This window comes from Aminobacter sp. P4_D5 (assembly GCF_056401815.1).
Genome location: NZ_JBFUIP010000048.1, coordinates 1 through 18,588, shown reverse-complemented (window position 1 = coordinate 18,588; position 18,588 = coordinate 1). Strand labels below are relative to the sequence as shown.

Annotated in this window: 19 protein-coding genes; 5 read left to right on the top strand and 14 right to left on the bottom strand. The window is 62.7% G+C overall.

Going from position 1 to position 18,588, the window contains the following annotated elements:
• Window positions 1–17 precede the first annotated feature (17 nt).
• A complete protein-coding gene (locus tag AC1DWF_RS12940) occupies window positions 18–1,037 on the top strand; it encodes a LacI family DNA-binding transcriptional regulator (protein ID WP_476782281.1) in 1,020 nt (339 codons plus the stop codon).
• Here AC1DWF_RS12940 and AC1DWF_RS12935 read toward each other — a convergent pair.
• From AC1DWF_RS12935 to AC1DWF_RS12890, 10 genes are all read right to left on the bottom strand, one after another.
• Window positions 995–2,719 (bottom strand): metallophosphoesterase family protein, encoded by a 1,725-nt coding sequence (locus AC1DWF_RS12935; RefSeq protein ID WP_476788377.1) that lies wholly within the window; start codon window positions 2,717–2,719, stop codon window positions 995–997. The two genes, AC1DWF_RS12940 and AC1DWF_RS12935, sit on opposite strands and share 43 nt — an antisense overlap.
• Before the next feature lie 33 nt (window positions 2,720–2,752).
• Window positions 2,753–3,403, bottom strand: coding sequence for a dual specificity protein phosphatase family protein (locus tag AC1DWF_RS12930; protein ID WP_476788376.1), 651 nt, complete (start codon window positions 3,401–3,403; stop codon window positions 2,753–2,755).
• A 45-nt stretch (window positions 3,404–3,448) separates the two neighbouring features.
• Entirely contained in the window at window positions 3,449–4,273 is an 825-nt protein-coding gene (locus AC1DWF_RS12925) for an inositol monophosphatase family protein (RefSeq protein ID WP_476788375.1), read from the bottom strand.
• Window positions 4,274–4,413: 140 nt separating this feature from the next.
• Window positions 4,414–5,268, bottom strand: coding sequence for an inositol monophosphatase family protein (locus AC1DWF_RS12920; protein WP_476841733.1), 855 nt, complete (start codon window positions 5,266–5,268; stop codon window positions 4,414–4,416).
• Window positions 5,265–6,071: an HAD family hydrolase gene (locus AC1DWF_RS12915; protein WP_476786957.1), complete on the bottom strand. Its 807-nt coding sequence runs from the start codon at window positions 6,069–6,071 to the stop codon at window positions 5,265–5,267. Before AC1DWF_RS12915 ends, AC1DWF_RS12920 begins: the two co-directional genes overlap by 4 nt.
• Before the next feature lie 79 nt (window positions 6,072–6,150).
• The gene (locus tag AC1DWF_RS12910; protein WP_476788374.1) at window positions 6,151–7,299 is read right to left on the bottom strand and encodes an ABC transporter substrate-binding protein; all 1,149 of its coding nucleotides are present in this window, start codon (window positions 7,297–7,299) and stop codon (window positions 6,151–6,153) included.
• A gap of 67 nt (window positions 7,300–7,366) precedes the next feature.
• A complete protein-coding gene (locus AC1DWF_RS12905; protein WP_476785230.1) occupies window positions 7,367–8,503 on the bottom strand; it encodes an ABC transporter substrate-binding protein in 1,137 nt (378 codons plus the stop codon).
• A gap of 107 nt (window positions 8,504–8,610) precedes the next feature.
• Window positions 8,611–9,741, bottom strand: coding sequence for an ABC transporter ATP-binding protein (locus AC1DWF_RS12900; protein WP_476785229.1), 1,131 nt, complete (start codon window positions 9,739–9,741; stop codon window positions 8,611–8,613).
• 1 nt (window position 9,742) lies between these two features.
• Window positions 9,743–11,572, bottom strand: a complete 1,830-nt coding sequence (locus tag AC1DWF_RS12895) for an ABC transporter permease (protein WP_476841735.1) — start codon at window positions 11,570–11,572, stop codon at window positions 9,743–9,745.
• 569 nt (window positions 11,573–12,141) lie between these two features.
• Window positions 12,142–12,603: a L,D-transpeptidase gene (locus AC1DWF_RS12890; protein ID WP_476785228.1), complete on the bottom strand. Its 462-nt coding sequence runs from the start codon at window positions 12,601–12,603 to the stop codon at window positions 12,142–12,144.
• Between the two features lie 288 nt (window positions 12,604–12,891).
• Between AC1DWF_RS12890 and AC1DWF_RS12885 the strand changes: the two genes are divergently transcribed.
• A complete protein-coding gene (locus tag AC1DWF_RS12885) occupies window positions 12,892–13,266 on the top strand; it encodes a hypothetical protein (protein ID WP_476788373.1) in 375 nt (124 codons plus the stop codon).
• Window positions 13,263–13,427, top strand: a complete 165-nt coding sequence (locus AC1DWF_RS12880) for a hypothetical protein (RefSeq protein ID WP_476787411.1) — start codon at window positions 13,263–13,265, stop codon at window positions 13,425–13,427. The genes AC1DWF_RS12885 and AC1DWF_RS12880 overlap by 4 nt, the downstream gene beginning before the upstream one ends.
• A 22-nt stretch (window positions 13,428–13,449) precedes the next feature.
• Here the strand turns inward: AC1DWF_RS12880 and AC1DWF_RS12875 are convergent, their stop codons facing one another.
• The gene (locus tag AC1DWF_RS12875) at window positions 13,450–14,172 is read right to left on the bottom strand and encodes a response regulator transcription factor (RefSeq protein ID WP_476788372.1); all 723 of its coding nucleotides are present in this window, start codon (window positions 14,170–14,172) and stop codon (window positions 13,450–13,452) included.
• Between the two features lie 199 nt (window positions 14,173–14,371).
• Between AC1DWF_RS12875 and AC1DWF_RS12870 the strand changes: the two genes are divergently transcribed.
• Together AC1DWF_RS12870 and AC1DWF_RS12865 are read left to right on the top strand one after the other, a co-directional pair.
• Entirely contained in the window at window positions 14,372–15,151 is a 780-nt protein-coding gene (locus AC1DWF_RS12870) for a response regulator transcription factor (protein WP_476782683.1), read from the top strand.
• A 26-nt stretch (window positions 15,152–15,177) separates the two neighbouring features.
• Window positions 15,178–17,262 carry a PAS domain S-box protein gene (locus AC1DWF_RS12865; protein ID WP_476782682.1) on the top strand — a complete coding sequence of 695 codons (2,085 nt, stop codon included), beginning with the start codon at window positions 15,178–15,180 and terminating at the stop codon, window positions 17,260–17,262.
• Between the two features lie 110 nt (window positions 17,263–17,372).
• On the opposite strand, the gene AC1DWF_RS12860 is transcribed toward AC1DWF_RS12865, so the two are convergent.
• From AC1DWF_RS12860 to AC1DWF_RS12850, 3 genes are all read right to left on the bottom strand, one after another.
• On the bottom strand, window positions 17,373–17,771 hold the full coding sequence (locus AC1DWF_RS12860; RefSeq protein ID WP_476782681.1) for a hypothetical protein: 399 nt from the start codon (window positions 17,769–17,771) through the stop codon (window positions 17,373–17,375).
• 334 nt (window positions 17,772–18,105) lie between these two features.
• Window positions 18,106–18,405: a GNAT family N-acetyltransferase gene (locus tag AC1DWF_RS12855; protein ID WP_476782680.1), complete on the bottom strand. Its 300-nt coding sequence runs from the start codon at window positions 18,403–18,405 to the stop codon at window positions 18,106–18,108.
• On the bottom strand, window positions 18,402–18,588 hold a 187-nt coding region (locus AC1DWF_RS12850), incomplete at its 5' end, for an alpha/beta hydrolase (protein WP_476841732.1). The genes AC1DWF_RS12855 and AC1DWF_RS12850, both read right to left, overlap by 4 nt.

Here is an 18,588-nt window from a genome sequence, read left to right as displayed (position 1 = left end):
CAAACTGGAGCTGTGCAATGTCCGAACTGAAGCCGGGCAGGTCATTCGTCAGCGCACAGCAGGTCGCTGAACTGGCCGGCGTTTCGCGCTCGGCGGTATCGCGCACCTTCACCGATGGGGCGAGCGTTTCTGAGACGACACGCAAGAAGGTTCTGGAGGCTGCCGAACAGCTCGGCTACCACGTCAACCATCTCGCCCGCAGCCTGATCCACGAAAACAGCGGCATCGTCTGTCTCATCGGCGCCGACATCAATACGCCCTATCATTCGCGCCTGCTCGATGCGATTACCAGGCGCCTGCAGGCGATCAATCGCGTCGCCATGGTCATCAACACCTCGGGCGACAGCGACAGTGTCGAGGCGGCTCTGCGCCAGACGCTGAATTACCGCGCCAATGCCACCGTCGTCCTTTCAGGCACGCCGCCGGCATCCCTCATCAACACCTGTATCAACAGCGGCCAGCACGTCATCCTGATCAACCGCGACGACCATCTCGATGGCCCCGAGAGCATCACCGTCGACAACGGTATCGCGGCCCGCGAAGCGTTCCACATGCTGCACCGCGCTGGTTGCCTCCGCATCGCGGTCGTCTCCTCGCAAGCGGGCACGCCAAGCCTGGTTGCGCGCGAGCGCGGCTTCCAACAAGCCGCCAAAGAGGCTGGCCTCGACGTCACCATCACCCGCGCCGGCCCAACTGGTTACGGTGCCGGCTTCGAAGCCGGGCGCCTGCTGCTCAGCGGCTCGGAACGGCCCGAGGCGGCGTTCTGCGTCACCGACCTTTTGGCCTGCGGTTTCATGGATGCGGCGCGCGTCGAGTTTGGCATGAACGTGCCGGCGGACCTCTGCGTCGTCGGCTTCGACGATATCGAGCAGGCCAGCTGGGCATCCTATCAGCTGACCACATTCCGTCAGCCGATCGCCCAGATCGCCGAACACATCACCACGCTTCTGGAAAGCGACGATCCCGGCGCCTTGAGCGGCGGGCGCGTGTGCTTTCACGCCGCTCCGGTCTGGCGCCGCACCGTGCGGCCCAAATGATCGTTGCGCTCGACCTTTCCRGTGGCGAGGTCGACGGAAAAATCGCGAGAGGGTAGACTGTCGAGCCAGTCCATCATCATGCGCATGAAGGAGGCGAGCCGGTCCTGCAGGCTGCCCTGCGGCCATGATCCGGCGGCATATCGCTGCGCTGTCAGACGATAGGCTGCGATGCGCCCGGCATCGATGAAATCGAGCGCGATCTCCCTGCCCTTGCGCAGCCGATACCAGTCGACGATCACCTCGAAGAACGGAAGCGCACCCATCGGTCCCGTCCCATTCTGCTCGTGAGCGACGATGGCGCGCGCGTCCTCGACGGTCAGCGGCCCGGATATGCCGGCAAAGGCATACAGGTCGCCAAGTGTCAGCTGAGGCACAAGCCCGGCCAGATCCTGCGGCCACTCCTTGGGCAAGTAGCGGTGCCGCACCATTTCGGCGAGGTGCCGGCTCAGGAAATCGGCATGGCTTTTCGCTTCCGTCACCGCTGCCGAAAGCCCCTCCCTTGCCGCCTCGATGCGATAGTGTGGGAAGGCCGCGTCGTATCCGGGCACGTCGGCGATGGTAATCGTTTCCACCCCCAGCCGATCGCTGCCGACATCGACAATCTTGTAGGCTGGCGGGAAGCCGACCATCGATGGCACGGCGATGTTGACGAGAAAATCGTCGCCATCGCGAAACACAGCCGTGTCATTGATGTGCAGATGGCCGCTGAAATGAACCTTGATGTCGGTGGATGCTGCGGCGCGAGAAACCTCCGCACCCGGCGTGCGGCGCAGGAAACTCGTATCGTTCAGAAGCTTGCCTTCGTCAGCCGAGGTACCGTTGAGCGGATCAATGATCGGATAGTGCGAAAAGGCGATCAGCTGTTTGCCCGCAGCCTTGGCCCGCGCTGCAACATCCTTCATCCACGCGAGGACGAAGGGCTTGTTGCGAAGCATCGAGTTCCAGCCAGCATCGGTGCTGTCGAGGTAGCTCTTTTCCAGCGCCGGATCGAGATCGCCATCGCGCGGCTCGAAGACATTGGCGTCGATCGACAACAGCCACAGCCCTTCGACCGGCTCGACCAGGAATGACGCATCGATGATGCGCCGCTTGGTCAGGCCATCGGCCGAGGCGATGTCGAAGGTGCGCGCCGCAAGCGCATCGTCGGCGCCAAATGGACACTCCCAATGCAAGTCGCTGTCGCGCCGGAAGAAGCCATAGGCGCCCATGGCCGGAATGGCGGTGCCGTAGCCACCGCAATACATCTCGGCGCTGACGATCCGCTCGACGGAGGCTTCTTGACCGACATTTGCGTCGCTTGTCACCAGCGTGTGCGAGCCGTCGGGATTGAGAAACCTCTTGCTCTGGTGGCGGCCATGGATCGCGTAGAGATCGTGATTGCCCGGCGTCGCCACGAAGCGCAGGCCAAAGCGCCTGGAATAGTCATCGAGAAGCGCGGTCGCCGCGACCATTGTCGATTGCTGGCCGTCGTCGGTCAGGTCGCCGGCAACCACCACCAGCGAAATGCCCCTGCGCACGATGTCGTCGAGCAGCGCGCGGGTCACATGAAAGCTCTCGTTGAACACCCGCGTCGACGCAGCTGTGTCGGCGAGCGTCCGGATCGCCGCCCCGTCGCCCGACCACCCGCCCTGGCGATGGGTGATGTCGTGGAAATGCGGGTCGGCGATAACGGCAATCTTCATTTCATTCTCACTCGTGGGCGGCACGCGCCATCATCAGGCCGTGGCAAGGACGCCTGCTGCGCGCCCGGTTGGCTGTTCCGGCAGCCCCTTGTCGATCATTGCGATCCACTGCGCCGCCTTGCGCGCGGCGGCGATCAGCATCGGCTTCGGCGCCTCGTGCCATTCGTCAGGCCGAAGCTCGCGCTTGGTGCGCACGTGGTTGAGCGCATCGTCGAGGGTCGGGAACTTCTCGGGCATTTCGACATGCAGGAACAGCGCCACCAGCGTCACCGAACGGCTGCGGCCGCCACGGCAATTGACCAGCACATTGCCCTTCTCGCGCCGGCGATAGGTACTTTTGTCAGGCAATTGCTGCGAGAACGCGCCGCGCAGCAGATAGTAGCCTGCGAGCATCATGGTCTCTGGGTTGCCATGGCCGTCGATCAGGCCAAGCTTGTAGTAGCGCACGGCACCGACGCCGTAGATGGCGTCAGCCGCCTCGCCCTCGCCAAACGGCTCGGTCGCGTAGTTGAAGTCGAGATTGACCGCACAGTTCACCACCGTGGTGATGTTCTTTTCCTTGAGCAATTCGAGGTCGCCCGCGCCGTCCATGCCGCCGACATAGACGTCAACGCCATAGCCGGCGATGCTGCGTTCGATCAGGCTGAGCGCCGGACGCTCATATCGCGGGCTGTTGATGTCCATGGGGCGTTCGGCCTTGATGCTCGTTATGATGCTGTGCGGAAGAATTCAGTGCCCGGCTTCGAGCTTTATGCCAGTCGCTTCGCTCATGCCCGGCGCCACACCTGGTGCTGCGGCCAGCACCGCCCCGCCCTTGGTCAGCCCGCCAAGCGAGAGGAAGGGAGCAACCACGCCGCCTGCTTCCTTGACCATCAGCAACCCGGCGAGGCAGTCCCAGGCATGCATGTGCAATTCGGCATAGGCGTCCGAACGGCCATCGGCGACATAAGCAAGGCCAAGCGCGCCCGACGCACCGCGCCGAACATTGGCGCCGCGTTCGAGGATGTTGGACAACACTTCGAGATAACGCGTGTTGGTCTTGCGGTTCGACCAGCCGAACTCGACGCAGGCGGCATCGAAATCGCCTGTCTTGGCAACCGAAAGCGCTTTTTCGTTGCGCGTTCCACCTTGCCCGCGTCGAGCGAAATAAAGCTCGTCCAAGACTGGATTATATATCGCGCCGATCTCGGTTTCGCCATTGCTGACGAAAGCGATCGAGATGCAGAAATGCGGAATGTCGCGGGCAAAATTCGCCGTGCCGTCGATCGGATCGACGACCCAGATATCCGATTTGATCGCCCCACCGCCTTCTTCGCCGAGAAAGCCGTCCTCGGGGAATTCTTCGGCGATGCGTGCCTTGAGATGCCGCTCCACGGCGGCGTCCGTCTCGGTCAGGAAGTCCTGCGGGCCCTTCATGCCGAAGCCACTGACGCGATTGATGAAACCGTCGAGCGCCACAGCACCGGCCGAACGCGCGATGTCGCGGCAAAAGGCAGCGCGCCGATCAAGGCCGGTTTGGATTGTCGCTTCGGTGGCCGTTGCGTGAACTGTCATTTAAATGCCGCCCGTGGGTCGTTGTTGATCTCAAATTGCACAGGTGTGCAAAATCGTCAACGCCTTAAGTTAAATAATGTTTCTGCATTTCAGCGAACCCGCTACATCCAGTGACTTCATGCGGATGCACACGCGTTCCATCATGCCGTATTCCGTGCGCGCTCCGCATCGCGGCCGTCGGAGATGCGTCGCGCCACCTGCATCAGCGTCGGATAGTCGCCCCCCTCGCCCAATGCCACGTAGCCCGGACACATGAAGTCGGGGATGTCCGCACTGACCTTGCCAAGCGTCAATGGATGGTAGCTGCCGCCCGCCTGCCTCAGGATGAGGATCGCTGCGACCACATCCCAGGGGTTGGTGCCGAAACCCGCAGCGGCATCGACCCAGCCGGCCGCGACGTGGCAGAGGCTGAGCGCGCCACTGCCCGGACGGCGCAACGTCGAAAATGTCTCGGCCAACTCGCCAAAATTTTCGAGCGCCTGTTCACGCCCGTCGAGGCGCAGGTCGCGCGCCACGGGATAACCCGTGATCAGCGTAGCATGGCGCTCGTCGGCGATGGCGCGCGAGCGCAGCGGCTCGCCATCGAGCCAGGCCCCTGTCAGGTCGGCGGAAAACAGCATCTCGGCGACCGGGTCGTAGACCGCGCCGGCGACGATCTCGTCGTCGATCACCGCCCCCACCGACACGCACCAGAAGGCAAAGCCGCGGGCGAAATTCGACGTGCCGTCGATCGGGTCGACATACCATTTCACCCGACCCTCGCCGCTGGCCCCGTCCTCCTCGCCGAGCACGGTTGAATCAGACACCTCGCGCAGGATGAAGTCGCGGATCGCCACTTCCGATTCCTTGTCGTGCTTGGTCACCACGTCGTGCAGGTCGACCTTGTAGTCGACGGCGATGTTGGAACGGAACGCCGCCAGCAGCGGCTCGCGCATCAGCTGCGACGCCTGCTCGGCGATCACCCGCAAGCGCTTGGRCTCTTCGACGCTTGTCATGCTGCAATCCCGCGCGTGGCTTCTTGGAAGAGACCGAGCAGGCCAACCGGATCGGCAACGATCGCGTCCGGCTTGAGCTTCAACTCATAGGGCAGATCGTAGGTGCCCTTGGCCTCCATCAGGATGTTGCCGCCAATGCCGGCTCGCTTGCCGCACAAAACATCGCGGTCGAAATTGTCGCCGACATACCAGGCCTCGGACGGTTCGACGCCAAGCGCTCGCGTTGCCAGGAAAATCATCTCGGGGTTCGGCTTCCTGACCTTCACCTCGTCGCTATGGATCGCAACGGCAAAGCGGTCGGTCAGCCCATGCGCATCGAGGAAGTCGAGATGAACCCGGCCGCACAGCGCATTGGAGACGATGCCGCCCGGCACGCCGGCGGCGTCGGCAGCGTCGAGCAGATCGAGCATGCCGTGGCGCAGGACGCGTTCGCTCTTCCAGTTGCCCATCTTGCGACAGAGATCGTAGGCCTCAGCCACGACCACGTCGTGTGCACCCTTCGGCCAGTCGCCGGCGACGAAGTCGCCCCAGAACTCCTCGTGCCGCAATTCGCGCGGTGCGAAGGGCCGCGACATCGCATCTTTCCAATGCGAGTCGGCGATACCGGCAGCTTTGATGTCGTCGGTGATCTGGTCGACCGAAAGCTCTGGTGCCGCCACGCCGGCCCTGTCGAGCAGGCCACGAACATGCCCGGCCAGCTTAGCCTGCCAGCCCGGCAGATGCGCCGTCGACACGATGACGCCGCCGAAATCGAGCAGCAGCGCTTTGGGAGCCGCGAGTTTCCTCGCCGAAGTTCCGGTCATTCAAAAATCTCCATGTCGCCCGGTGGAAAAAAGTGGACGGAGCCGAAGGAGAAGGGCCCCGTCCCAGTCCACCGGAAAGCTATTTCTTGTAGGCGACGCGCCAGAGGTCCTGCCAATCCTGGCGCGCATCCCAATCTTCGAGCGCTGTCGAGGCGTCGTATTGCTGCAGCTTGTCGAGCACCTTGCCGATACCCGAGGGCTCGTCAGCGGGAAGACCGATGTCAGGGTTGGTCGGCAGCTTGCCATCCTTCACCTGCGGCGCGATGCCCTCTTCGGTCAGGATGTAGTGGATGAACAGCTTGGCAGCGTTCGGGCTCTTGGTTCCGGTGGCGATCAGCCCAAGCTTGACGTAGGTCCAGCCCGGCCAGGGATCGAGGCCCTGGCAAAGCCCGAGCTTGAAGCCCTTGTCGGCATTGTCACGGAACTTGGCCGAGCTCATCAAGCCGAAGAACGGCTCCGTCTGGCCGGGTGCGCCCACAGCTTCCGATATCGCGTCGTCGGCGTCCGCAAGCAGCGGCGAATTGCCGGCAAAGCCTTTGACCCAGGCTGCCGTGGCGCTGTCTTCGCCAACATCGATGTCCTTGCCGAAATGCGCCTTGTAGGCAGCCTTCATCTTGTCATCGTCATGGGTTGCGGTCTGGTTGAACCAGTCCGGGTAGGTGCCCTTCGACAGCGGGTCGTAGAAGGCGACCTTGCCCTTCCATTTCGCGTCGGTCAGCTCCCAGATGTTCTTCACCGGGCAGGCGTCGTAGGCTTCGGTATTGTAGGCCCAGACTGCGGCGTTGGTGGTGATGGCGAGCGGATTTTGGAACTTGGCCGGGATCTTGTCGGCCATATCAGGCGGCAGATAGCTCTCGACGAATTTCTGCGGCAGCAGCTGCGCCAGGCCTGCCGGCGCGTCGGTGATCAACACGACGTCGCCCTTGACGTTCTTGGCCTGCCCCTCGCGGATGATCATCTCCAGTTGAGCGTTCGCCGATACTTTGACACCCGTCGCCTGCAGGCCGTACTTCTTGGTGAAGTTCTCGGCCATCTCGACGATCTTGCCGGTGCTGTCATAGATGTTGATCGGCGCTTCCTTTTTCGCCGCCTCCACCAGCACATTGAGGTCGAAGGTGTCGGCCCGTGCCGGAGCCGCACCGAACATTGCGGCTGCAAATACCGCCGCAAGCGCGGTCGACGCCAAAGCTCTGCTTGTCTTGCTGCTCATGTCAAACGCCGGTTTCATGGTTTCCTCCCGTTTAAATCCGGCCAGACGCGCCCGGCATCATGCCGGGCGCCGCAGTTGCGTCAGTCTATTTCTGGTAGTTGACGCGCCAGAGGTCCTGCCAATCCTGACGCGCATCCCAGTCGCTCTGGGCCGTCGCTGAATCGTAGGGGAAGATCTGGTCGAGCGCCTTGCCGATGCCCGAAGGCTCGTCGTCAGGCAGCTTGGCGTCGCTATTGGTCGACATCTTGCCGTCGGCTGCCTGCGGCGCGATGCCTTCTTCGGTCATCAGATAGTGGATGAACAGCTTCGCCGCATTGGGGCTGTCGGTGCCCTTGGCGATGAAGCCGAGGCTCGGATACATCCAGCCGGCGAAAGGCTTGAGCCCGGTGCACAGGCCGAGCTTGGAACCCACATCCTGGTTGTTGCGGAACTTGGCCGAACTGACGAGCCCGACGAACTGCTCCTTCTGGTCCGGTGCGCCGACAGCCTGCGCGGCTCCTTCGTCAGCGTCGGCCAACAGCGGGCCGTTAGCGGCCAGCGCCTTCACCCACGCGGCGGTGGCACCAGACTCGTCGGTCACCAGGTCCTTGCCGTAATATTCCTTGTAGGCCGCAGCCACCTTGTCATCGGCTTTGGTCGCCATCTGGTTGAACCAGTCGACATAGGACGCCTTGTTGAGCGGGTCCTGCATGGCGAGCTTGCCCTTCCACTTGGCCTCCGTCAGCTCCCAGATGTTCTTGACCGGGCAGCTTTCGTTGAGCTGTGTGTTGTAGGCAAAGACGTTGGCTTCGTTGGAGACGGTCAGCGGGTTCTGGTACTGCGCCGGGATCTTGTCGGCGAGATCCGGCGGCAGCCAGCTGTCGACGAAACCCTGCGGCACCAGCTGTGCCACACCGGCCGGCACGTCGCTGATCTGGATCACGTCGCCCTGCACATTCTTGGCCTGGCCTTCGCGGATCACCATTTCGAGCTGCGCTGCGGCATTGGCCTTGGTGCCTGTCGCCTGCACGCCGTACTTCTTGGTGAAGTTCTCGGCCTGCTTCACGATCTTGCCGGTGCTCGAATAGACGTTGATCGGCGGCTCTTTCTTCGCGGCTTCGATCAGCGCGTTGAGGTCGAATTTTTCTTCGGCCTGTACCGCCGTTGCAAGCATTCCGGCTGCGACCGCAAGCACGGATGCCGACAAAAGCCTCTTTGCCCTGGTAGTGAAAAATCTGCTCATGTTTTCCTCCCTCTGTTGAACCGCGTTGCATCCCGCGGCCCATTGGTTTCCGGTCTCGTGCCTGCACTTCCAGCCCATGGCTCCTCCAGCCATGCGCCGTCTTCTTCTCAGTGAACCTTCGCGGGACGAAGCAGCCGGTCGGCAGCCTCGAGCCGGTCGCCTGCTGCGTCGAATACGTGCAGCGTCTTGGGCTTCACCCAGAAAATCGCCTTCTCGCCGACCTCGATCTCGGGCGACTGATGCGTCGTCAAAAACAGCTTTTCGCCCGACGAGGTCAGCTCGATGATCCAGCTGCCGCCCGTCGGCAGGATGCCCGTCACTTGCGCCTGGCCGGAGAATGCGCCCTCAGGCACCTCGCCCGCTTCGCTTGCCAGCCTGATCGACTCCGGCCGGATGCCGATGGAACCGGCGTCGCGCAGTTCGGCATAACGTTCGCCGAGGAACGCTCTGGCGCTGGTCGAAACCTCCGACTTGGCATTGCCAAGCTCGACGATGTTGATCGGCGGGTTGCCGACGAACTGGGCAACGAAACGGTTGGCCGGCCGGTCGTAAATGTCGTTGGGCGTACCGACCTGCTGCAGCTGTCCTTCGCTCATCACCGCGATCGTGGTCGCCAGCGTCATCGCCTCCCACTGGTCGTGGGTAACGAACACGATCGTCGTCTTGAATTCGGCGTGCAGGCGCTTGAGCTCGGCGCGCATCTCGAGGCGGAGGGCTGCGTCGAGATTGGACAGCGGTTCGTCGAGCAACAGCACTTCCGGATTGACCGCCAGCATGCGCGCCAAAGCGACGCGCTGCTGCTGCCCGCCGGACAGCTGCGAGGGGTAGCGGTCGCGGTACTTGTCTATGCCGAGCGTCTTCATCACGCGGTCGACGCGTTCCTCGCGCTCGGCCTTGGGCATCTTGCGCAGCCTGAGACCGAAATCGGTATTGCGCTCGATGGTCAGATGCGGCCACAGCGCATAGCTCTGGAACACCAGCCCCATCTCGCGCTTTTCCGGCGGAATGAACACGCCTTCGATGACCGAGTCGACGACGCGCGGCCCGACCCTGATCTCGCCGGCGGTCAGATGCTCCAGCCCGGCGATCATGCGCAGCGTCGTTGTCTTGCCGCAGCCCGACGGTCCGAGCAGGCACATGAATTCGCCGTCGCCGATTTCGAGGTCGAGATCGGCCACCGCATTGGCGGAATTGGCCCCGTAATTCTTCTCGACGCCGCGCAGATTGATTTTCGGCATGTCAGTTCCCCAGTCCTTGGGCGAGATTGGTCTTGGTCAGCTTCTGGCCGAGCAGCGCGCCGAAATAGGCGAGGCCGGCGATGATCAGCACCACCGCGTTGGCGGCCTGCGTGTAGTGGTAGTCGACGAGCCGCAGCGAATAGGTGGTCAGCACGTCTGTCGAAGGTACTGCCAGCACAACAAACAGGCTCAGCCCCTTGATGCCGGAGATGAATGGCAACAGGATGCYGGTCGTCAGCGAGCCTTTCTGGATCGGTATGACTATCGACGTCATGCGCCGGAACCAGCCGGCACCGGCGATCTGGGCTGCCTCTTCTGGATCCTTGCCGAGTTGCATCATGGCCGCGATGCCGGCGCGCGAGGCGTAAGGCATCTGGTCGGCGATCAGCGCCAGCATCAGGATCAGTGTGGTGCCGTAAAGTGCGGGGATCGGCCCACGCGGCACGGCAAACAGCGACAGGTAGGCCGCGGCGAAGGCAATGCCCGGCACGAGATAAGGCAGGAACGTCACCTGGCGCAGGAACGTGCCGAGCGGCCTGACAGGCGTGCGCACCACGACATAGCCGACAAGCAGGCCGAGGATGCCGGAGGTTACCGAAGCGACGCCGACGATGCGCAGGCTGTTCCAGGCAGCATTCCAAAGGTCGGGGCTTAGCAGGATGCCGGTCTGCAGTGCCACCGTGTTGAGGTTGGTGCCGATCCAGTAGTCGAGCGTGAAATTGTCGAGATTGAACTGCGCTGGCACCCGCATGATCGTCGACAGGAACAGTGTCGCGATCGGCAGGCCGACGCTGAGCAGGAACATCAGAACGGCAAAGCCGGTTGCAGGCAGGCGCATGATGCCAAGCGGGCTCAGCCTGTTCATCGAGCCCTTGGAGCCGATGGTGACGAAGCGGCGCGCTTCCTTCATCAGCTTGGCGTCGATGGTGATGGTGATGATGCCGATCAGCATGATCGAGCCGGCAAGAACGGCGCCCACGCCAACCTGGCGGGAAGCGATGTTCTGATAGAGCGAGGTCGCCAGCACGTCGAAATTGACCGGCAGGCCAAGCACATAAGGCACACCGAACTCGCCGAGGCATTTGGCGAAGATCAGCACCATCGCCGATATCAGCGACGGGCGCATCAGCGGCATGATGATCTTGCGGGCAACCGTCAGCCGGCTCGCCCCAAGAATGCGTGCCGAGTCCTCAAGCTGTGAGTCGAAGCGGCGCAGCGCATTGCCGAACAGCAGGATGACAAAGGGCGAATAATGCAGCGCCAGGATGATCGTCACCGGCAGTTGGCCATAAGACAGCCAGTCGGGTGGCGAAAAGCCGAGCGACTCCATCCAGCCCGGCTGGCCGCCGACCGTGCGGTTCTTGAACAGGGTCGTCCAGGCCAGCGCGAAGGTCCAGGCCGGCAGCATGTAAGGCACGATCAGCGCGGTCGAAAACCAGCGCCGGCCGAACATGTCGGTACGGCTGAGCAGCCAGGCAAGCGTGCCGCCGACAAGCATGGAGAGCGCGATCGCGCCGACCGCCACGCTCAGCGTATTGACCAGCGGCTCCCAGAACAGGTCATGCGAGACCCGCGAGGTGAACACACGCTCGATGTAGTACCAGGTCAGTTCGCCGACATCCTGCTTGATGCGGCGTTCGTCGCCGAACTGGACACGCGCGGCGTCCGACAGCATCGAGATGATCGGCACGACGATGAGATAGGTGAACAGCGCCGCGGCAAGGAAGCCGATCGTCGTCGTCGGCTCCCTGAGCGCAACCTTGAGCCGGTAGCGCAGGCGCTGGCCACGGGTCGGGGCAGCAATGGAGGCCCTGAGCGGCCGCGCCACCACTGCCTTGACTGATGTCTGGGACGAATCGGTCACGAGGCACAGCCCCGCGCGTGCCTTTCGGCCCTGCTTGCGAACTGGCCACGTACGCCCACCTCAGGCAGACGCGCGCCACGGTTTTCATGCAATGGCACGAACATGAACTCTCCTCCCTGGGGCGCCTTGAAACGGAACTTGTGTCGACGCGAACGCTGCCGCACGACACTCCTCGCCGTCCCTGCTTCCGACGCCACCACCACCTCCAGGCGGTGCGGCACATTCCCGTGCCTGTTGGCATATTCATTCCATTGCCGGTACGTTCATGTCAATCCGGATTCGGCATAATTTTGCACAGGCGTGCAAAATGTAGGAAATCGCCATATCTTTGACCGTTTTGCTGGCATTTCCGCTATGGCTGAAGGGAGTGAGAGGAATTTGTGCACTGCCGTGCAACGCTCCAAGAAATGCCCAGCCGGATAGGTCGCGGCGTCATTGAAGAGGTGCGAAAACGCGCGCGACCGCCCAAAATCAGCCTTCGCTGTTTCTGGACGGGCACACGTAAGGGACAAAAAGCTGGGCGTCGGCGCAGGCGCCTATTTAACAATCTGGATGCTGGTGTTCTTGGGGCCGTAGGCCTGGACCAACTCGTAGAAATCGGCCGCATTGTCCGGGTGCAGCCGAACACAGCCATGCGACGCCGGCCGGCCCAGCCGACTGACCTGGTTGGTGGCATGCACCGCATAGCCGCCGTTGAAGAATACCGAATGCGGCATCGGCGCGTTGTCGTACTTCTTCGAATACCACATCTCGTGCATGCGCGTCGGCTTGTACGAGCCCTTTGGGGTCACATACCCCCTGCGGGCCGTGGACACCTTCCACACGAAGGTCGAGCGACCGTCGATCAGCACCTGCATGCGCTGCTGGCTGATCGACACCTTGGCGACGATCTTGCTTGCCGCATCAGCATTGCCTTGGCCGGCGGCCAACAACAGTGCCGCGCCGGTCATGGCGGTGGCAGCGACGTTGATCAGCTTTCTCTTGAATTCGGTCTTCATAGCGTCCCCTCAGCCGGCCACGCCGGCGAAAATGCGTTTCGGAATGGAACGCCTTTTGCCCTTCTCCTGTTTCGAAATGATTTCGTTTAGATATTCTTTATGTTTCATATTCGTTTCTGCTGAGGCCGATTTCACGCTCACAGTCGGCACTTGCGAGGACACTTCGGGGCGCGCGGCTAGGCAACAAACCTGAAACATTTGGAAGCACTAAAGCGCGCTTGGCGGCATCTTCCCGATACAGCGTGCCTGCACATTCAGCCTCGACGAAACGAATGTTGCGAAAGTTGGATGGGCGCGAAACGGTTGGCAGCAAGTTGGTTCCTGCGGGTGGGAGTCGCCACGGCGATCCTGTCGGGAATCGGCATGATGGCCGACCCGGGCAACGCCATGGCCGCGGAATTTTCGCCGGTGCAGGACATGGCCCCGGCAACCCACGCCATCACCCTCTTTGCAGCAGCATTGTTCATCGAAACTCTGCGCATCCGCCGGGTCCATGGGCGTGGGTGCCTGGCTTCGTGCCAGGCGGCGGTGAACAGAAACCTCGCGCGTCTTTCGCTGCGAGGACAGAGTGCCCGCGCCGTCCACGGCAGGTCAGGCGGCGCGGGTATCTCGGTAGTCGGCTTGATTGAACCCCAGGAACCGAAACGGGGCCCACGGCCATGAACAGACAATTCGCAGCGTCAGTGCTTTCAGCACTGCTCTATGCCCAGGGGCTGCTCGGCTTCGCGGGCCTCGCAAGCGTGCTACTCAAGGACAGGGCACATGCCGAAACAGTGTCCGTCGTCGAGACGGTCACGCCAGCCGTTGCCGCTTCGGCGCGCTGAAATCTTGGTCGCGCAAGCGAGATCAGTTCTGGTTTTCGGTTGGAGCAGTGCCGGCCTCCTGGCCGGCTGCTTTGGTCGGTGGATCGAAGCGGTAGCCCGACCCGCGGATGGTCGTGATGCTTTCGGTGTCGAGCTTGCGGCGCAGGCGCACGATGCGCGAGTCGATCGAGCGGTCGAAGGCGTCGGCACTTTCGGCCGGCGCCGCGGCGATGATGTCGTCGCGCGTCAGCACCCGTCGGGGCTTCGACAGGAACAGCCTGAGCAAGGCGATCTGGCCTGGCGAAAGCTGCTCTTCCTCGCCCGATCGATGCATGACCAGCGCCGAGCGCAGGTCGACCGTCGAATTCTCCAGCACCACCAATTCTTGCGTGCCGCGTCCCCGGCGCGCCAGGAGGCCGCCGATGCGCGCAGCGAGTTCCCGCACATTGAGCGGGCTCTCCACGACGTCGGCGGCGCCAAGTTCCAGCGCCAGCACCTTGTCGACCAGTTCGCCCGGCCGACAGATCAGCACGAAGTCCGGCCCGCCCTCGCCGCCGAAACGGCGCAGCAGCTCGCGCCCATCGGCCGGCGTAAACGCGTCGCCCACCACAACAACGTCTATGCCTTTGGCGGCCAGCAGCGACTCGGCTTCCCACAGTCGCTTGGCAGTGCGCACGTCATGGCCGCGCCTGTCGAGATGATCGGTCAGGTCGGAGGCGATGACCTCCGCTATGGCGACAAGTGCTACGACCGATCTTCCAGCCACGTTCCACCCCGCAACATCAGCCTCATCGCGATCATTGCCTGCCGCGGCGGACGCGTCGGCGCCTACAGAGGCAAGAAGATGCCGCGAGACGCGCTTGGCCGAGGATGGGTCCCCAGTCCACGCTGCCCGAAGCCTCTTTCGCCCCTAACGAGGCACAGTACCGTTAGCAACTGCCCACGCCAAATGATCACTGGACATCATGTTTATACCCAATCTACTTTCCGCCGGTAGCGGAGGCGAGACCAAACTGCGTGCTCGGATTGTCATCGTCGAAGATGAGCCCGACTTGAGGGACGCCGTCGCCGAATATCTCGGCGCGAACGGCTTCGATGTGACCGCCCTCGAGAGCGCTGCTGCCCTGCGCGCCTTGATCGAAACCGAACAGTTCCAGCTTGCCATTCTCGATATCGCCATGCCCGGCGAAGACGGACTGTCGCTCGGCCGCTGGCTGCGCTCAAGGATGCCGATCGGCATCATCTACGCCACAGCGGCGGGCACAGCGCTCGACCGCATAGTCGGCCTCGAGATCGGCGCCGACGACTACATGGTCAAGCCTTACGAACTGCGCGAACTCCTGGCGCGYGTGCGCAGCGTCATCCGCCGTGTGCCGCAGCCCGAAAGCTTCATGCGGTCATTGCTTGCCGCCCAGCCGCCGCGCCGCACCATCGCCTTCGGCCCCTTCCAGGCCGACCTCGACGGCCGGCTTGTCACCGGAAACAGCGGCGCCATCATCGACTTGGCCAAGAGTGAATTCGATCTGCTCGAGGTCTTCCTGACCAGGCCGAACCGGCTGCTCAGCCGCGCCACCATCTCGGAGGCCATCGGCTTTGCCGAAGACCCCGAATCCTCGCGCGCCGTCGACATCCGCATCATGCGGCTCAGGAAGAAGATCGAGGACGACCCGGCGAGCCCGAAATTTCTGCGCACCGTGCGCGGGGAAGGCTATATCTTCTCCCTGCCCGGCAGCGATGGCTGCTGAAGCCTCCGGCCCCGCCAGGAACCGCGATGACCCTGTTGACCCTCTCACGCACCGACATTTCGTCGGGTACGCCGAGCCCCACCGTCGTGGCGGGGCAGATCGTGCGCCGGCTACGCCAGGCTCAGGATTGGCAGATCGAGATCGACAATATCCTGGCGAGCTTTGCGCACGGCTTCAGGGGCCATCGCACCATCCTGTTCAGACTGCGCGACCTGCCCGGCCAGGGCTTCGCGCAGTCGATCGCCGCCTTTTGGGTCGATCCGCAGATTGACGCCTTCGCCGCGCCACCGACAACGATCAATCAGGCGCTGGTCGACTCCGACCCTTTGCTTGAACGCCTCGCCGAAGAAGTCCGCCAAGGCAAGATCTTCGTTGGATTGACGCGCGACCTGACCGGCTTCCTGCGCACCGATTTCGAACAACAGCACATCAAGTCGTTCCTGTCGGTATCGGTTTCGGCCCATGGCCATCTCTGGGGCACGCTCGCCATCAACGATTGCATCGTCGAGCGCAGCTGGACCGACGATGAGATCGCCGCGCTCGAAATCATTGCAGCAGCCCTTGGCGACGCGATCGAACGCTCGCTGTCGGAATATCATGTCAGCGAAATCATCCGCCGCACAATGCTTCAGTCCTCGCTCGACGCCATCATGGTGGTCGACGAGACAGGCTCGATCATCGAGTTCAACCCGGCGGCGGAGAAGATGTTCGGCTGGACCCGCGACGAGATCCTCGGCAAGGACCTGCTCGACACCGTCATCCCCGCCTACTACCGCAAGGGCTTCAACAACGGCGCCGAATATTTGGCCGGCCGCGGCGCACCCATGGTCGGCCAGCGCATGGAGACGGTGACCCAGAACGCCGCCGGCGAGATCATCCCGATCGAGCTTACGGCCAACGAGATGCGGCTGGCCGACCGCCGCCTGATCTTTGGGTCGATCCGTGATCTGCGTGAAAAGCATCGCGCCGAAGAAGAAATCAACCGCCAGCGCGAAAAGCTGCACCAAAACGAGAAGATGGCGGCGATGGGCTCGCTTCTCGCCGGCGTTTCGCACGAGCTCAACAATCCGCTTGCCGTGGTCGTTGCCCAGTCGACGTTGCTGCACGAATTCGCTCCCGACCCCCAGACCAAGATACGCGCAGAAAAGGTGCGTGCCGCCGCCGAACGTTGCGGCCGCATCGTCAAGAGCTTCCTCGGCATGGTCCGCCTGCATCCGACCTCACGGGCCGAGACCGATCTCAACCAGGTGATCCGCGCAGCGCTCGAAGTCACCGCCTACGGCGCGCGATCGAGCGGCATCAGCATCGACACCGATCTCGCCGAGGGCACGCTGAGCGTGATGGCAGACGCCGACCACATGACCCAGGTGGCGGCCAACTTCCTGGTCAACAGTCAGCACGCGCTGGCCGCCGCAACTGGCGAGCGCACCATCCGCGTCAAGACCTTCCGCAATGCCGATGGCAGCGCTGGCTTTTCGGTCGAAGACTCAGGCCCCGGCGTCGCCGATGCGATTCGCGACCGCATCTTCGAATCCTATTTCACCACCAAGCCGGTCGGCGTCGGCACCGGCATCGGCCTGTCGATCTCAAAAGCCATCGTAGACCGCCACAACGGCAAGGTCTGGTTCGAGCCGGTGGAGCCAACCGGTGCGCGCTTCGTCGTCGAATTGCCGCCCATGGGCATCGGCCACAGCGCTGTGCTGGAAACCATCCCCAAGTCGAGCGGCTTGCGTCATGCCGTCATCATCGACGACGAACCCGACGTCGCAGGGTCGCTGTCCGACATTCTCGAGCTGATGGGGGTCAAGTCGCGCATTGTTTCGACCTGGGACACAGTTGCCGAAGCGCTGGCCGACCAGCCCGACATCATCTTTTCCGACCTGCGCATGCCCGACCGTAGCGGCATAACCATCTTCCGCGAGATCGTGGCGACACAGCCCGACATGGCCCAGCGCTTCGTGCTGGTTACCGGCGACCTGATCGGCGCCAAGGCGGAGCTCGAACAGCTGCCGCCAAACCTCAAGCCGCACATTCTGGAAAAGCCGTTCAGCACCTTCGACGTGCGCAGTGCCTTGAGCGCGGTCAGCGACCAGGTCGCCGACAGCGCCTGAACCTCGCTGCAAGGCCCAGACTTAGAACTCGGCACAAAAAAAGCCCCCGCAGCCGAAGCTGCGGGGGAGGTACGCGCTGGAGGATGTGAGAGCGCGGCAGGCCCCTACGCCTAGAAGATATTGTGGGTGGTACGAACTGGTTCGGCGCTGGCGATCAGGCGCACCTTGCGCGCACCGGTCTCCCTGGCGATGGTCTCGACGCAGACCTCGCTCTCCGCGCCCCAGGCCTGCCCATGGCATGCAATCTCTGTTTCCGACTGCAGCAGTCGGTCGGTCTTGGCGGTGGTGTGCGCGCCATCGATCGACCGTGACGATCCCATCGAGGCAAAGGCCGGTCCGCTTGTTGGCGCTAGTGCCATCGACGACAGCGATGCAATCACCAGAACTGAAAACAGGGCCATCGGGTGCTCATTGGCACGCTGGCGAATAGCGAGGCGCGGACGGCGATAGATACGCGAGCGCGGCTGGAGCTGGCGATCGAATTCGTAAACCTGCTTGGAACCGGACATTGGATTACCTTTTCGGTAAATTTCATTCCCCTATTGATGTGAATGTAATCGCGCTTTGTATCTCGCCGATGCCGATCAGCGACATCTAATGAAACAATCTCAAAGCCTCAGAAACAGTCAGCATTTCTGCCATACCGGGCGCAATACGTTCACAAATCAGTCATTTCCACTGACATGCTGCAGCTATCCCGCAAGCGGTCGAGCCTGGTTTTGTAACAGCCCGCCCCTATGTGGGCAAAATACGAAAATAACGAAAGGGCCGACGCAGTCGCCTGCGTCGGCCCTTCGAGTTGGTTTGAATGCGCCGGCTCAGCCGGTCATGCGCGATTTGATGTCAGCTGTTCAGAACGTCGGCCCATTCCGGGTGACGGCGGAACTGGGCTGCGGCAAACGGGCAGAGCGGAATGATCTTCTTGCCCGCCGCGCGCGCGTCTTCCACCGCCCGTGTCACCAGCCTCAAGCCCGCACCTTGGCCGCGGAAAGCATCGGGCACCTCGGTATGGTCGATGATGAACAGATGTTCGCTGACTGTGGTGAAGGTCATCTCGGCCTCGGCACCGCCTGCACCGCGGATGACATAGCGCCCTTTTGTGCCACGATCCTCAAGCTCGATCGCCGCCAGTTCCTCGCTCATTGTTCCAACTCCTTTGTTGCCGTGGCGAAAAGGCTTTTCACCGCTTCGATTTCATTGGGGCGCACCTCATGACCGCCCTCGTGCCATTCAAGCCGGACATCCGCCCCAGCGGCCCGCAAACAGGCATCCAGCCGGCTGGTGATCTCGGGCGGACAGATCGGATCGCGCCGGCCTGCGGTGATC

What these genes read in the sequence shown, in the direction of transcription:
- AC1DWF_RS12890 (WP_476785228.1), bottom strand. Translation starts at nt 12,603, where the DNA reads ATGAAGACCGAATTCAAGAGAAAGCTGATCAACGTCGCTGCCACCGCC.
- AC1DWF_RS12940 (WP_476782281.1), top strand. Translation starts at nt 18, where the DNA reads ATGTCCGAACTGAAGCCGGGCAGGTCATTCGTCAGCGCACAGCAGGTC.
- AC1DWF_RS12925 (WP_476788375.1), bottom strand. Translation starts at nt 4,273, where the DNA reads ATGACAGTTCACGCAACGGCCACCGAAGCGACAATCCAAACCGGCCTT.
- AC1DWF_RS12905 (WP_476785230.1), bottom strand. Translation starts at nt 8,503, where the DNA reads ATGAGCAGATTTTTCACTACCAGGGCAAAGAGGCTTTTGTCGGCATCC.
- AC1DWF_RS12865 (WP_476782682.1), top strand. Translation starts at nt 15,178, where the DNA reads ATGACCCTGTTGACCCTCTCACGCACCGACATTTCGTCGGGTACGCCG.
- AC1DWF_RS12910 (WP_476788374.1), bottom strand. Translation starts at nt 7,299, where the DNA reads ATGAAACCGGCGTTTGACATGAGCAGCAAGACAAGCAGAGCTTTGGCG.
- AC1DWF_RS12885 (WP_476788373.1), top strand. Translation starts at nt 12,892, where the DNA reads ATGGGCGCGAAACGGTTGGCAGCAAGTTGGTTCCTGCGGGTGGGAGTC.
- AC1DWF_RS12860 (WP_476782681.1), bottom strand. Translation starts at nt 17,771, where the DNA reads ATGTCCGGTTCCAAGCAGGTTTACGAATTCGATCGCCAGCTCCAGCCG.
- AC1DWF_RS12880 (WP_476787411.1), top strand. Translation starts at nt 13,263, where the DNA reads ATGAACAGACAATTCGCAGCGTCAGTGCTTTCAGCACTGCTCTATGCC.
- AC1DWF_RS12915 (WP_476786957.1), bottom strand. Translation starts at nt 6,071, where the DNA reads ATGACCGGAACTTCGGCGAGGAAACTCGCGGCTCCCAAAGCGCTGCTG.
- AC1DWF_RS12930 (WP_476788376.1), bottom strand. Translation starts at nt 3,403, where the DNA reads ATGGACATCAACAGCCCGCGATATGAGCGTCCGGCGCTCAGCCTGATC.
- AC1DWF_RS12900 (WP_476785229.1), bottom strand. Translation starts at nt 9,741, where the DNA reads ATGCCGAAAATCAATCTGCGCGGCGTCGAGAAGAATTACGGGGCCAAT.
- AC1DWF_RS12855 (WP_476782680.1), bottom strand. Translation starts at nt 18,405, where the DNA reads ATGAGCGAGGAACTGGCGGCGATCGAGCTTGAGGATCGTGGCACAAAA.